General features: G+C 70.1%; 14 protein-coding genes. 6 read left to right on the forward strand and 8 right to left on the reverse strand.

What is annotated here, in order from left to right; genetic code table 11:
- Positions 1-66: 66 nt before the first annotated feature.
- From AB0F17_RS57525 to AB0F17_RS57535, 3 genes are all read right to left on the reverse strand, one after another.
- Positions 67-1,263, reverse strand: a complete 1,197-nt coding sequence (locus AB0F17_RS57525) for a cytochrome P450 (RefSeq protein WP_358043055.1) — start codon at positions 1,261-1,263, stop codon at positions 67-69.
- Between the two features lie 40 nt (positions 1,264-1,303).
- On the reverse strand, positions 1,304-1,774 hold the full coding sequence (locus tag AB0F17_RS57530) for a hypothetical protein (protein ID WP_358043058.1): 471 nt from the start codon (positions 1,772-1,774) through the stop codon (positions 1,304-1,306).
- 65 nt (positions 1,775-1,839) lie between these two features.
- Positions 1,840-2,610: a TetR/AcrR family transcriptional regulator gene (locus AB0F17_RS57535; RefSeq protein WP_358043061.1), complete on the reverse strand. Its 771-nt coding sequence runs from the start codon at positions 2,608-2,610 to the stop codon at positions 1,840-1,842.
- An 86-nt stretch (positions 2,611-2,696) separates the two neighbouring features.
- Here AB0F17_RS57535 and AB0F17_RS57540 point away from each other — a divergent pair, with 86 nt between their 5' ends.
- From AB0F17_RS57540 to AB0F17_RS57550, 3 genes are all read left to right on the forward strand, one after another.
- Positions 2,697-3,641, forward strand: coding sequence for an ATP-binding cassette domain-containing protein (locus AB0F17_RS57540; protein ID WP_358043064.1), 945 nt, complete (start codon positions 2,697-2,699; stop codon positions 3,639-3,641).
- Positions 3,638-4,459 carry an ABC transporter permease gene (locus tag AB0F17_RS57545; RefSeq protein ID WP_358043067.1) on the forward strand — a complete coding sequence of 274 codons (822 nt, stop codon included), beginning with the start codon at positions 3,638-3,640 and terminating at the stop codon, positions 4,457-4,459. The genes AB0F17_RS57540 and AB0F17_RS57545 overlap by 4 nt, the downstream gene beginning before the upstream one ends.
- Before the next feature lie 109 nt (positions 4,460-4,568).
- Positions 4,569-5,822, forward strand: a complete 1,254-nt coding sequence (locus AB0F17_RS57550; protein WP_358043070.1) for an acyltransferase — start codon at positions 4,569-4,571, stop codon at positions 5,820-5,822.
- Positions 5,823-5,826: 4 nt separating this feature from the next.
- Here the strand turns inward: AB0F17_RS57550 and AB0F17_RS57555 are convergent, their stop codons facing one another.
- Positions 5,827-6,462, reverse strand: coding sequence for a transcriptional regulator (locus AB0F17_RS57555; protein ID WP_358043073.1), 636 nt, complete (start codon positions 6,460-6,462; stop codon positions 5,827-5,829).
- Entirely contained in the window at positions 6,459-6,854 is a 396-nt protein-coding gene (locus AB0F17_RS57560; protein WP_358043076.1) for a DNA-binding protein, read from the reverse strand. The genes AB0F17_RS57555 and AB0F17_RS57560 overlap by 4 nt, the downstream gene beginning before the upstream one ends.
- Before the next feature lie 59 nt (positions 6,855-6,913).
- On the opposite strand from AB0F17_RS57560, the gene AB0F17_RS57565 reads away from it, so the two are divergent.
- Positions 6,914-8,182 carry a PEP/pyruvate-binding domain-containing protein gene (locus tag AB0F17_RS57565; RefSeq protein ID WP_358043078.1) on the forward strand — a complete coding sequence of 423 codons (1,269 nt, stop codon included), beginning with the start codon at positions 6,914-6,916 and terminating at the stop codon, positions 8,180-8,182.
- Positions 8,179-8,778 carry a histidine phosphatase family protein gene (locus AB0F17_RS57570; RefSeq protein WP_358043081.1) on the forward strand — a complete coding sequence of 200 codons (600 nt, stop codon included), beginning with the start codon at positions 8,179-8,181 and terminating at the stop codon, positions 8,776-8,778. The genes AB0F17_RS57565 and AB0F17_RS57570 overlap by 4 nt, the downstream gene beginning before the upstream one ends.
- A 6-nt stretch (positions 8,779-8,784) precedes the next feature.
- Here the strand turns inward: AB0F17_RS57570 and AB0F17_RS57575 are convergent, their stop codons facing one another.
- From AB0F17_RS57575 to AB0F17_RS57585, 3 genes are read right to left on the reverse strand one after another with little or no spacing between them, the layout of a single operon-like run.
- Positions 8,785-10,848, reverse strand: coding sequence for a prolyl oligopeptidase family serine peptidase (locus AB0F17_RS57575; protein ID WP_358043084.1), 2,064 nt, complete (start codon positions 10,846-10,848; stop codon positions 8,785-8,787).
- A 7-nt stretch (positions 10,849-10,855) separates the two neighbouring features.
- Entirely contained in the window at positions 10,856-11,668 is an 813-nt protein-coding gene (locus AB0F17_RS57580) for a MerR family transcriptional regulator (RefSeq protein ID WP_358043087.1), read from the reverse strand.
- Between the two features lie 42 nt (positions 11,669-11,710).
- Positions 11,711-12,574 (reverse strand): LLM class F420-dependent oxidoreductase, encoded by an 864-nt coding sequence (locus AB0F17_RS57585; protein WP_358043090.1) that lies wholly within the window; start codon positions 12,572-12,574, stop codon positions 11,711-11,713.
- A 186-nt stretch (positions 12,575-12,760) separates the two neighbouring features.
- Between AB0F17_RS57585 and AB0F17_RS57590 the strand changes: the two genes are divergently transcribed.
- Positions 12,761-13,393, forward strand: a complete 633-nt coding sequence (locus AB0F17_RS57590; protein WP_358043093.1) for a LysE family translocator — start codon at positions 12,761-12,763, stop codon at positions 13,391-13,393.
- Positions 13,394-13,400: the final 7 nt, after the last annotated feature.

Genomic DNA, 13,400 nt, shown 5'->3' on the forward strand with positions numbered 1-13,400 from the left:
GATGACGATTCTGGTCGAGCGCGCGGGGCAAGTGCTCACGCCCGCCGTCCGCGCGGCCAGCGGTTTCTAGAGGAGCGGAAGGCGGCGCACCCCGGTCATGGTCGGCGTGGGGATGAACTGCACGGGGTCCTCCGGATCGGTGCGCAGGGGATCGAACCGGTCGAGCAGGATGTTCAGCGCGACCCGCCCCTCCAGCCGGGCCAAGGGGGCGCCGATGCAGAAGTGGATGCCGCGGCCGAACGCGAGATGCGGGTTGGGATCGCGATCGGGATCGAACACCTCGGGATCCGGGAACTGCCGGGGGTCCCGGTTGGCCATCGCGAGCCAGCACATGACCATCTGATCGGCCGGGATCGTCACCCCGCCGAGCTCGACCTCGCGCATGGTGGCGCGGCCGAGGGCGGCGAACGGGGTGAAGAGCCGCAGTGACTCCTCGATGACGGCCGGGACCGAGGCGCGGTCGGCGCGTACCCTGTCCTGCTGGGCAGGGAAGGCGTCCAGGCACAACACCGTGTTGCCGAGCAGCATCGTCGTGGTGATGTGCCCGGCCAGCAGGAGCACGATCGCGAAGTTGACCACCTGAGCGTCGGGCAGGCGCTCGCCGTCCACCTCGGCCTCGACCAGCCTGCTGAGCAGGTCGGCGCGCGGCTGGCGGCGGCGCTCGGCGGCGTGGCCGGCGAGATAGTCGCTCATCTCCCGCCACGGCTTCATCGTGGCTTCGAGGTCCGCGCTCCGCTCTTCGGCGGACTGGTTGAGCGAGACCTTGGCGTCACGCTGGAACAGCGCATCCGCCCACCGCTTGAACAGCTCGCGATCACCGCTGGGCACCCCCAGCAACTCGGCGATGACGATGACCGGCAGCGGATAGGCCAGATCGCGTACCAGCTCGAACCGCTCGCGCTCCCGCGCCGCGTCGAGCAGTTCGTGGGTGATCGCGGCGATGCGCGGTTCGAGATCCGCGACCACCTTGCGGGTGAACGCGCTGCTGACCAGCTTGCGCAGCTTGCCGTGCTCCGGCGGGTCGATCTGGGTGATGAAGCCGTCCAGCGAAAAGCCCTCGTCCGGCAGCATGCCTTTGGGGACTATGCGCATCGTGTCGGAGGAGAAGGTCGCGGGGTCGCCGATGACCTCCTGCAGCTCCGGGTAACCGTAGACGTTCCACATCCCGGCCTGGGCGTCGAATTCGACGGGCGGGCCCGATCGGGGCCCGTGCAGCCAGAAGTGTTGCTTCGGGATGTCGTACCGCTCGACGAAGTCGGCCATCGCCTCTCCTTGGTTGAGGATCTCTCTGTCGAGATGTACGTCAGGACGACTCCTTGCGGTATTCGGCCCAGCGCTGGAGCATCTCCTCGGAGTCCCGCAGAATGAAGGCGAAGAACTCGCGGGTGTCCTCCACCCGGGCACGCCGCTCGGGCAGGTCCTCGCTGAGGATGGACAGCCCGAAGTCCAGCGTGTCCAGGCTCATCCGCACGCCGGCGAGCTGGACCTGCATGACCTGCGCCCATCCGCCGCCGGTCATCCGGTAGCGGTGCTCGCGACTGGCCGTGGGCACGCGCTCGATCATCCCGCCCACCTCCAGTTGCCTGGCGACCGTGCTGACCGCGGTCTTGCTCACCTCGAGCTCGGCCGCCAGATCGGTGAGTGAACGGGCGGGCGGATCGCAGATCATGAGCCACGCGTACAGGCGGCCCATCGTGCGCGTCCCGCCCAGACGCTCCATGACCAGCCCCATCCGATCGACGAACTCACTCTCCGGAGGCTCCACTGGCGTCAACTCCGCAATTATCGTCAAGTACGTACTTTACGAAGTGTACATCGCGGGACCGAGATACGCCGAGGCTAATTGGCGCGGTCTTCCTGTCCCTCTCCGTGCGCCGCCACCGGAGGCCCGGCCGTTGACGGGAGGGCCGCGGCGATGCAGTCGAGGACGCGCTGGAGCCCGTGCCGGAACTGGTCGTCGCGGCTCAGGTGCGGCTGGCGCGCCTCCATCACGATCTTGGTGAAGATCGGGTACTCCCCGCTCTTCACCAGCTGGTCGACGTACGGGTAGCTCCGCGCCATCCACTCCGACTCGCTGAGCCCGCTGCGGCGGACCTCCTCGGCCGAGCTGACCTCCTCGCGGACGGTGCCCTCGACGTAGCCGGTCAGAATGGCCATGAGGCCGAGGTTCTCGTCGATGGAGACGAAGGCGTCGAGCACTCCCATCAGCCCTTCGATCAAGAGCAGCTGGTTGGGGCCGAAGCTGGGGAGTGACCGCTGCACGGTGCCGATCCACGGGTGCCTCAGCCACATGGCCCGCAGCCCGTCGGCGTAGCGGGTCAGGTCGGCGCGCCAGTCGCCGGAGGGCATGCCCGTGACGTCGATCTCGCCCTGCAGCCGGTCGGCCATGAGCTCGACCAGGTTGTCGCGGCTCGGGACGTACCGGTAGAGGGACATCGCGCCGGCGCCGATCTCGGCGGCGATCCGCCGCATGGTGGCGGCCTCCAGCCCCTCGGCGTCGGCGATCCGGACGGCCGCCTCGGTGATCTGCGCGCGGCTGTAGGCCGGCTTCGGCCCGCGGGCCGGGCGCTCGGGTCGCATCCAGATGTTCACGTACTCGGCGTCGGTCACCGGCTCCTCCCTCAAGTTGCGTACGTAGTACCCAGTAGTTTAGCCTGACGCCACAACCGCGTACAACGTACCCAGTGGAGGGATTCATGGCGGATCCGATCGTGGTCGCCGAGGGGCTGCACAAGTCCTTCGGCGACACCCATGCGCTGCGAGGTCTGGACCTGAGCGTGCCGAAAGGAACGGTCTGCGGCGTGCTCGGGCCGAACGGCGCTGGGAAGACGACAGCGGTGCGCATTCTGGCGACCTTGTCCGATCCCGATGCCGGGCACGCCCGCATCGCCGGATACGACGTCGTCCGCGAGGCCGGCGAGGTGCGGGCCAGGATCGGGCTCGCGGGCCAGTACGCCGCCGTGGACGAGAAGCTCACCGGCCGTGGCAACCTGCGCATGTTCGGGCGCCTGTCCCACCTGTCCCGGCGCGAGGCGCACCGGCGGGCCGACGAGCTGCTCGACCGCTTCGGCCTGATGGACGCCGCCGATCGGCAGGTCACCGGCTACTCCGGCGGCATGCGGCGTCGCCTCGACCTGATCACCAGCCTCATCCTGCGCCCCGAGGTGCTCTTCCTGGACGAGCCGACCACCGGCCTGGACCCGCGCAGCCGCGGCGAGATCTGGGACAGCGTCCGCGAGCTGGTGGCGGACGGCACCACGGTGCTGCTCACCACGCAGTATCTGGACGAGGCCGACCAGCTGGCCGACGACATCGCCGTCATCGACCACGGCCGGGTGATCGCCACGGGCACACCCGACGAGCTGAAGGCCACGATCGGGGACCGTCTCGACGTCGTTCTCGACGACCCCGCCGCGCTGGGTCCGGCGGCCACCGCGCTGAAGGCCCTGGCCGGGACCGATCCCACGATCACGGGCGCCGACCAGCTCAGCCTCGCCCTGCCCGGCGGCGGTTTCCGGCTCGCGGGCATCGTGCGCGAGCTCGACCGCGCCGGGGTCGCCGCGGCCGACGTGAGGCTGCGCCGCCCCACCCTTGACGAGGTGTTCCTGCGCCTCACCGACCGGAAGGAGACCGTCCGATGACCGACCTCACCCTGCCGCTGGGCCACCGCCTGCGCTGGACGTTCGCCGACGGGCTGACCCTGGTCGGCCGCGAGCTGGGACGGCTGCGACAGGATCCCGGGGAACTCGTCGCCGCGCTGATCTTCCCGGCCATCATGGTGGTGCTGTTCGGGTACGTCTTCGGCAGCGCGATCCAGGTGCCGGGCGGCGGCGACTACCGCGAGTACCTCATGCCAGGCCTGTTCGCGATGGTGACCTTCTCGGCGGTGATGGGGGTCATGACGCGGATGGCCACCGACGCCTCCCGCGGTGTGATGGACCGGTTCCGCTCCATGCCGATGGCGCGGTTGGCGGTGCCGTTCGGGCAGACCGGCGCCGACTCCCTGGTCGGCCTGCTGATGCTGACCATCATGGTGGGGGCGGGCCTGCTGGTGGGCTGGCAGCCGCACCGCGGCCTGATCCCCACGGCTGAGGCGTTCCTGCTGATGCTGGTGCTGCGGTACGCGCTGAGCTGGGTGGGCGTCTACGTGGGCCTGGCGGTGAAGAACGAGCAGGTCGCCGACGCGATGGTGCCGCTGTTCCTGCCGTTCACGATGCTGTCCAACTCCTTCGTCCCGACCGGCGGCATGCCGGGGTGGCTGCGGTTCCTGGCCGACTGGAATCCGGTGAGCGCGCTCACCGCCGCCTCCCGCGAGCTGTTCGGCAATCCGGGTGTGACGTCCGGAGACGTGGCCTGGCCGCTCGCGCATCCGGTGGCCGCCGTCCTGCTCTGGTCGGCCGCGCTGCTGGTGGTGTTCGTCCCGCTGTCGGTCCGTTCCTACAAGCGCAGGGGACGGTGACGGTTCGGACCACCGGCCAGGCGCCACATCCACGCTTCGTGACTGAGATGTGGTGTCAGCAGGGCGGAGATCGACGGACGTAAAGGATATTTCTCATTACGATGTCCGGATGCTTTCAGCTCACCGCACTGCCGCCGATTCGGCTTCGCCGCATACGCGGCGGCGTCTGGCCTGGTTAGACGCGCTGCGCGGGCTGGCCGCGATAGTGGTGGTCTTCGAGCACGCGCTCAAACCGCTGTGGCCGGAGGCGCGGCTGCCGATCAAGGCCGTCTTCGAACCCGGCTGGTACGGCGTGTTGGTGTTCTTCTTGGTCAGTGGCTACATCGTGCCGGCATCGCTGGAGCGCCGGGGCAGCGTGCGGGCCTTTTGGATCTCGCGGTTCTTCCGGCTGTGGCCGCTGTTCTTCGTGTGCGCGGCCGGCGTGGCGCTGCTGGCGGCGGTCGGCTGGGACGGCCTGCACACCTGGTGGAGCAGTCGGCCGGTGGCGCTGGCCCTGGCGCACGCCAGCATGCTGCAGAACCTGCTGTACGTGCCGAACCTGGCCAACGTGCTGTGGACACTGTCCTACGAGATGGCCTTCTACCTCCTGCTGACGGCGATGTTCAGCCTCGGCTTGCACCGGCGCAGCACCGCGGCCGCGCTCGTGTTCGCGGCGGCCGCCGTGCTGGGTGCCGGGCTGCTGCCGGTGACGCTCCTGTCGGCCGGCGGGGCGGGCCGCATGCTCACGGTCGTGGTCGTGGTGACCGCCGTACTGGCCGCGGGGCTGGTCGCGGTGCTGCGCGGCGGCAGGCGGGTACGGCAGGTGGGCGCCGTGGTCATCGCGGGCACGGTCCTCCTGCTGCTGGCCGTCAACCAGAGTTACCCCGGACCGTGGCAGGGGCTGTTCATCTTGGCCACCATGTTCGCCGGCACCGCGCTGTATCGTGTCGAAACTGGCCAACTCGGTCACCGGCACATCGCCTGGGTGGCGCTGATACCGCTGGCCGGGTTGTGGCTGGCGCGCGCCGAGTTCGGGTTGCAGGTGGCGATCGCAGCGGCCTGGCTGACGTTCGCCGCCGGGATGGCACTGCGCCACCGCACGATGCCGTCGTGGCTGACCTGGCTGGGCCTGGTGTCCTACTCGATCTACCTGCTGCACCCGCTGCTGCTGGAGAGCGTGGAGTTCTTCCTGCCGGACCCGCCGGCCGTGCCGGTGGCGGTGCGCCTGACGCTGCTGGTGGCGGTGTGCGCGGCGCTGCTCGGCCTGTGTGCGCTGACCTGGCGGTGGGTGGAGATGCCGGCGCAGCGGCTGGGCAGGCGGCTGATCAGCCGGGCCGATTCCCGTCGGGCGGAGGCCAGTCTGGAGCGGGCAGCCGGCGGGTGACCGGTCAGGGTTCCGCGTGCCGGTTGAGGCCGAGCGTGGCGATGAGGTCTTCGTGGAGTTCGAACCAGACCCGATGGCAGGAGTCGACGTCGGTGCGGTCGACCCAGGTGCCCTCCCCGGCTTGGACGCGCGCCAGGGCCGTGGTGAAGCGTGTGTCGTATCCGCGGAACCGTGCCAGGACGCTCCCGAGCCGGCCCGCGAGTGGCGTGAGCGCGCGATCGATGCCGGCGAGCTCGAGGAGGACTCCGGCGTCCCAGGTGGGATCGGAGTGGTCGTTGACGGCGAGCCGATCGCCGTCGGTGGGCCGGAGCTGCCAGTCGGTGCAGGCTCGTAGCAGGAGGGCGTTCAGCGGGAGGAACCGGCGGTAGACGTCACGGACCTCGTCGGCACCGCCGACGTGGGCGAGCTCGGCCGCGAGCTGACGCTCGTTCTCGGCTCGGCCCCGTTCGGTCAACGACCAGCCTCCGGCGCCGGCGAAGGCGGTGTGCTCCACCCACCCATAGGCCTCGGCGTCGTGCAGCAGCTCTTTCGTCTCGGCCGCGTCGAGCCCGTAGCGATGAGCGATCACCGGAGTGTCCGCGAACCCGGTGATGCGTACGGCGTGCAGGACCAGCAGGTCGGGCGTCGAGTCCCGCGTCACGAGTCGGCGTCCTGCCGTGCGGTCAGGCGGGTGTAGTGCTGCTGGCACGCCTGCGGGGAGTTGAACCCCATCACCTGCGCCATCTGCGCCCAGGTCAGTCCGGCGCTCCGGGCCATGAACAGCAGGCCCGATTCGAGTCCTTCGACCTCGGCGCGGGCGGCGGGCAGGAGGGCGAGCGCGCTCAGGATGTCCTCCGGGTCCAGGTCGGCGCAGCGCCAGACGGCGAACTGCAGGAGGTCGACCGCCGTCGGCGGGACGGGCGAGGGCCGCCACGGGCGGGCGTCGAGCGCATCCGCGCCCAGGCTCAGAAGATGCTCGGACGCGTCCCGCTCACGGCGGGCTTGGACGCGTTCAGCGTGCGCGGTGTGAGCGATGTCCTGCTTGCGTGGCATGTAACTCATGGTGCACACTCAACGAATTGTTGTCAATATTCTGTTGAAAGGCAGGGTGGATGATCGTACCTCTCATGGAGGCTGCCGCCGATACCTGCGGGGGCAAGGCCGGCACACTCGGCACGTTGCTGCGCGCGGGCCTGCCGGTTCCTGACGGCTTCGTCGTCTCGTTCGCCGCCTACCTCGCCGCCGTACGGGACCTGGACCTGCACGATCTTGACGCGGTACGACGGGCGATCGAGGTCGGCCCGATCCACGCCGGTGCGCTGGGGCGCGCACTCGACGAGCTCGGCGATCCGCCCGTGGCGGTAAGATCATCGGCGGCGGATGAGGACACCGGTCAGGCATCGGCGGCCGGCCAGTACGAGAGCTTTCTCGCGGTGCACGGAGCCGGCGAGGTCACCGACGCCGTACGTGCCTGCTGGGCCTCGTTGTTCTCTCCACGTGCCATCGGCTACCGGCAGGACCGGCCTTCCGACGATCTTGTGATGGCCGTCATCGTCCAACGCCATGTCGACGCCGAGGTATCCGGGGTCATGTTCACCCCCGCGGACCCGGACGACGCGACCGAGATCGAGGCGTCCTGGGGCCTCGGCCCCAGCATCGTCGGGGGCACGGTCACCCCTGACGCCTACCGAGTCGCCGGGGACGGGACGGTCACCCGCACCGTCGCGGACAAACGGACCCGCCTTGACCGGCACGGCACGCGGCTCGTCATCCGCGACGTGCCCACCGGCGCCCGGGACCAACCGACGATCGACGACGCGACCGCCACGCGGCTCGCCGAGCTGGGCAAGGAGATCGCCGCCGTACTCGGTGGACCGCAGGACATCGAGTGGGCGATCGTCGACGGCCGCACCTGGGTTCTGCAGGCACGACCGGTCACCGCCGCACCCCCACCGCCACCAGCGCCGTCCAGCGCCTCGGCGGCCGCACTCACCGGAACACCAGGCAGCCGCGGGACCGTGACCGGCACCGCGAGGATCGTCCGCGGTCCCGGCGACTTCGCGCGGGTGCACCCGGGCGACATCCTCGTCTGCCCCTTCACCGACCCCGCGTGGACGCCGCTGCTGCGCATCGCCGCCGGCGTCGTCACCGAGACCGGGGGAGTGCTCTCCCACGCCGCGATCGTCGCCCGCGAGCACGCCATCCCCGCCGTCCTCGGTGTCCCGAACGCGACGAGCAGGCTCCACGACGACACCGTCATCACCATCGACGGCACCACCGGCACCGTCACGGCCTCCTCGTTGTCTGCCGGACCCACACCTACGGATCGAAAGGAGACGGGAAGCGGGCCCGCACGGACACCCGCCCCTGACCACCTATGACAACGCGACACCTCTACCTTGCGCGCCACGGCGCCGCCGACGCGTTCGGGGAGCTCACCGGCATCGGGCGCCGGCAGGCGGGCCTGCTGGGCGAACGGCTGGCCGGCCTGCCGGTCGACGCCGTGTGGCACTCTCCGCTACCACGCGCCGCGGCGAGCGCGCACGAACTCGCCCGGCATCTACCGAACGTGCCCGTGACCGAGGCCGCCGAACTCGTCGACCACGTGCCCTACGTTCCCCGCGCGGCCGAAACACCTCCGTCCTGGGCCGGCTTCTTCGACGGCTACGACGCCACCGAGGCGGCCTCGGGCCAGAAGCTGGCCGAGGCGCTGGTCGCCCGGTTCGCGAAGGTCCCCGACACCAAGCCCGACACCCACGAGGTCCTGGTGACGCACGCCTATCAGATCGCGTGGCTGGTACGGCACGCGCTGGACGCGCCGCCGTCCCGGTGGCTCGGCCTGAACAGCGCCAACACCGCACTGACCGTCATCGAGTATCGAAACGGCCTGCCGCCCACGATCGTGATGTTCAACGACATGAGCCACCTCCCGACCGACCTGCGCTGGACCGGGTTCCCCGATGGCACGAGGCCATGAGGTGGCTCATGCCGTCGAACGACGGACGGTGACCTCGAGACCCAGTTCCCGCATGACGAACGCCAGCCAGAAGCTCAGCTGCTGCACGATCGTGCTCCAGTTCGTCCCACCGTGTCCCGCGTCGGACCAGACGCGCAGCAGGATGGGATGGGAGGAGGTGGTGGCGGCCTGCGTTCTGGCGGCGAACTTACGGGAGTGCCAGGCGGGGCAACGGGGGTCGTTGGCGCCCGCGTCCAGCAGGATCGCCGGGTAGGCCGTGCCCGGTTTCACGTTGTGGTACGGGGAGTAGGCCATGAGCACGGGCGCGTCGGCCGGGTCGTGGGGATTGCCGTACTCGGAGAGGGTGGCGGCGGTGCCCACCGGGTCGCGGGCGACGCGCATCAGGTCCAGTTTGGGGGCGCCGCAGACCACTGCCCGCCACAGTTCCGGCCGTTGGGTCACGGCCGCGGCGGTGAGCAGGCCGCCGTTCGAAGCGCCCTGGATCGCCAGCCGGTCAGGCGTGGTGACCCCGTCGGCGATCAACTGCTCGGCGATGGCGTACAGGTCGTCGAAGGTGTTCTGCTTGGCGTGCAGCCGCCCGCCCTCCCACCATGGGAGGCCGAACTCCCCGCCGCCGCGTACGTGGGCGTGCGCGTAGATCCCGCCCGCCTCCACGAACGCCGCTAAAGGGCCGAGGTAGGACGCCAGTACGGCGACGTTGAAGCCGCCGTACCCCTGGATCAGGGTCGGCTGCGGACGCGAACGGTCCAGGTCGGCGCGGTGGACCAGGGTGCAGGGCACGCGGGTGCCGTCGGCCGAGGCGGCCCACACGCGGGTGGTGACCAGGCCGGTCAGGGTGTGGCTTGACCCCTGCAGCGCGGTCAGCGTCCCCGACTCCAGCTCATAGTGGTAGACCGTGGGGGACTGGGTGTAGGAGGTGTAGCCGAAGGTGATCGCGTCCTGGCAGCCCACCACCTGGTCCATCACGCCCAGAGCGACGACTCCCTGGGCGATGGAGCTGACCGAGCCCTGGCCGGGCAGCGGGACCTCCCCGAGGTCCGCGCCGTCCAGGGTGAGGATCCGGATGCGGGAGACGGTGTCGACCAGTTCGCCGAGTACCAGCCGGTCGCCGACCAGGGTCACGCCGGTGAGTACGGCGTCGCCGCCGGGCACCAGCTCGGTCCAGGTGGCGGGGTCGCCGGGGCTGTCCAGCGGGATGCGGACCAGGCGGCCTCGCGGGGCGCCCGCCGTGGTGACGGCCACGAAGGAGCCGTCGACGAGGACGCCCTTGTACAGGTGCTCGGCGTCGGTGATGAACTCGCGCCACTCCCAAGGTTCGTCCAGGCGGGCGATGAAGTGCGGCCGGGGCCGCAGATGGTCGACCTGGAGCATCGCCCAGCGCCCATCCCGGGAGATCTTGGGGATGGCGAACAGGTGCGGGATGTCCAGCGGCTCTGGCTCGGTGGGCGCCGGCTGCCCCAGCCGGTGGAAGAACAGCCGCCACCGTAACGCCGCCGCCCCAGCCTCGTTGGCCATGTAGAAGAAGCCGCTGCCGTCCGGGAGCCAGGCCACCAGGCCCGGTCGCTGCTGCGGTACGCCGTCCAGCAGCACCTTCCCGGTGTCGATCTCGATCACCTTGAGCGCCGGCAGCTCCTGGCCCCCCGCGTCCAGGGAGTACGCCAGCAGACGGCCGTCGGGTGAGGGGTACGGGCTCATCCGCAGCGGCGTACCGGCGGACATCTCGTTGAGGTCGATCACCATGCGCCACGGACCGGTGGGGGCGTCGGCCGTCTCGAAGACCATCAGCTCCTGGCCGTCGGGGATGCGGCTGCGGAACCACCGCGGCCCGTACCGCACCGGGACCACCAGGTTGCGGGCGTCCATCTGCTCGACCAGGTCCCCGACGCGGGCCGCGAGCGCCTCATGATGCGGCCAGCCGTGCACGGAGGACCGGGCCAGCTCGTCCTGGGCCTGCTGCCAGGCCGCCACGCCCTCCCCGTCGTCCTCCTCCAGCCATTGGTAGGGGTCGTCGAAGACCAGCCCACCGACCTCGTTGTGCTCCGGTCGTACCGGCGCCTCGGGATAGCGCATCCTCGCGTCACGCTCCTGTTCGGTGATCGTCGCGCGCCTTCCGGACGCGCTCGAAGTAGCTCATGATGGCGGGCAGGTCGCCCGCGTCCAGCCAGTCGACCTGGCGGCTGATCTCCTCGCTGATCTTGGCGCTGTTGTCGCGCCAGAACGCCATTCCGGCGGCCTGGGCCCGCGCGTCGACCTGTTGGTCGCCACTCTGAAGCGCGCTCGCCAACGCCTCCCAGCGCGCGGTCACTTCCCGTACCTGCGGGTCGTCGACGGGGGTGTCCGCCAGCATGTGCTCCCGGGCCTCCCGGAGGAGGACGAGCCACTCGGCCCGGAAGCCCTCCATCGCGTCCCCACCGAGCCGCATCCGGCGTTTGGCCAGGTCGTCGCGTACTTCCTGGCCGAAGTAGCTCTCGTACATCGAGATCACTTCGAGGGTGGTCATGAACTGCTCGGGGTCGGGCATGACCGACTGGTCAATCACCCCCAGCAGCCCGCCGATCCGCTCCTTCAGCTGCCCCATCCGGGCGAGCCGCAGGTCCAGTTCGGCGAGCTGGGCGCCGAGCAGGCCGCGCATGGCCGTCAGGTCGTCCACCGGCCGCGCGAGGACGTTCGCGATCTCCTCCAGCGACAGTCCCAGCCCGCGCAGGGCGCGTACCCGATACAACTGCCGCAGGTCGGCCCCGGTGTAGCGGCGATGGCCGGACGCGGTCCGCTCGCCGGCCTGGACCAGGCCGATCTCGTCATAGTGGTAGAGCGTGCGGATGGTGACGCCGGTGGCCTTGGCCAGTTCCCCGATGCTCCATCGACGCTCGTCGCCGTCGTTTTCGGTCACGGACACGACGGTAAGACCTCCCGCCACGGGAGGTTCAAGCCCTTAGCGCCCGGCTGGGGTGATGGCGGCGATCTGTGCGGCGAGGTCGGCCAGGTGGGCGAGTGAGGAGTCGGCGGCGGCATCGGGGACGGCGACGATGACGTGGTCGATGCCCAGAGCGGCGAGGTCGCCGCAGCGCTGGACGCTCTCCTCGATGCTCTGCCCGTCAGGCACCCGCAGGTGGAGGGTCTTTTCGATCTCCTCGTAGGGCCGGCCCAGCCGCTCGCAGTGAGCGCGCAGCACGCCGAGCTTGTGCCGTACGTCGGCGCCGTCCAGGAAGTTGCAGGCGTCGGCGTACTCGGCGACCAGCCGGAGGGTCTTCTTCTCCCCGCTGCCGCCGATCAGGATCGGCGGGCGCGCCTGCGGGGCGTTGAGCGTACGTTCCAGCCGGTAATGCCGGCCCTCGTAAGGCTTGTCCTCCTCGCTCCACATCTGCCGGGCGATCTGGAGCGTCTCCTCCAGCTGCTCGAACCGCTCGGCCAGCGGAGGGAAACGCAGGCCGAGCCCGCGGGCCTCCGGCTCGTACCAGCCGGCGCCGATGCCGAGGACGGCGCGACCGCCGGAGAGTGCGTCCAGGGTGCTGACCTGCTTCACCAACAGTCCCGGTGCACGGTAGACGGCGCCGGTGACGAGAGTGCCCAGCGTGACCCGGCTGGTGAGAGCGGCGGCGTAGGACAGCGCACCGTACGCCTCCAGCATCGGATCCTCCACGGCGCCGAAGTTGGGGATCTGGAAGAAATGGTCCATCACCCACAGACTGTGCAGGCCCGCTTCGTCGGCGCCGCGGGCGACGGCCGCGAACCGCCCGGAGATGGCGGCATCACCGCCGGGCCAGGTGAAACGTGGGCAGGTCAGACCGAGCTTCATCGAATTCTCCTTGATCGGGTGGCATGCCGCCGCAGAGTGACGGGTCACTGCGGGCATGAAAAAACCCTCTCGTCTGGGTCGCTGGACCCGAGGCCGAGAGGGCGTCGTAGGAGTCATTATCTCACGCCCCACAGGCTGCGTGGGGCACCACCCGTCCGACATGTCCGGCTATGGCACGATCGCGGTATGCCGATCGACCAGCACCTGCTTCTCGCCTTCACCGTGACCACCATCGTCGCCATGATCACTCCGGGGCCCGACATGCTGTTCATCCTGGGCTGTGGGATGCGCGGCGGTCCGCGCGCCGGCCTGCTGGCCACGGCCGGGGTGGCGACGAGCGAGGCCGTGCACATCGCCGTGGCGGCCGCGGGACTGGCCGCGCTCTTCGCGGCGGTGCCGGTCGCCTTCACGGTGGTACGGATCGCCGGTGCCGCCTACCTGATCTACCTCGGCGTGCAGACTCTTCGCCGCAGCAAGGCCGGCCACGATGAGCTGCCGGTCCTCGGCGAAGGGATGCCGGGCCGGCGGGCGTACCTCAACGGCTTGCTGACCAACCTGCTGAACCCGAAGATGGTCACCTTCACGATCGCCTTCCTTCCCCAGTTCATCGACCCGCGGCTGGGTCAGGTCTGGCTGCAGTTCGCCATCCTCGGCGCCATTCTGATCGTGTTGGAGTTCCTGGTCGACGGGCTGGTCGGGGTGCTGGCGGGGCGGATCGGAGGATGGCTGCGTCGTCGGCACGCCGCGCGCCGCCGGCTCGATATCGCGACGGGGAGCATCTTCATCGGGCTGGGAGTACGGCTGGCCGCCGAGAAGTGACCTGCCA

The organism is Nonomuraea sp. NPDC026600, from assembly GCF_040638335.1.
Classification (GTDB): domain Bacteria; phylum Actinomycetota; class Actinomycetes; order Streptosporangiales; family Streptosporangiaceae; genus Nonomuraea.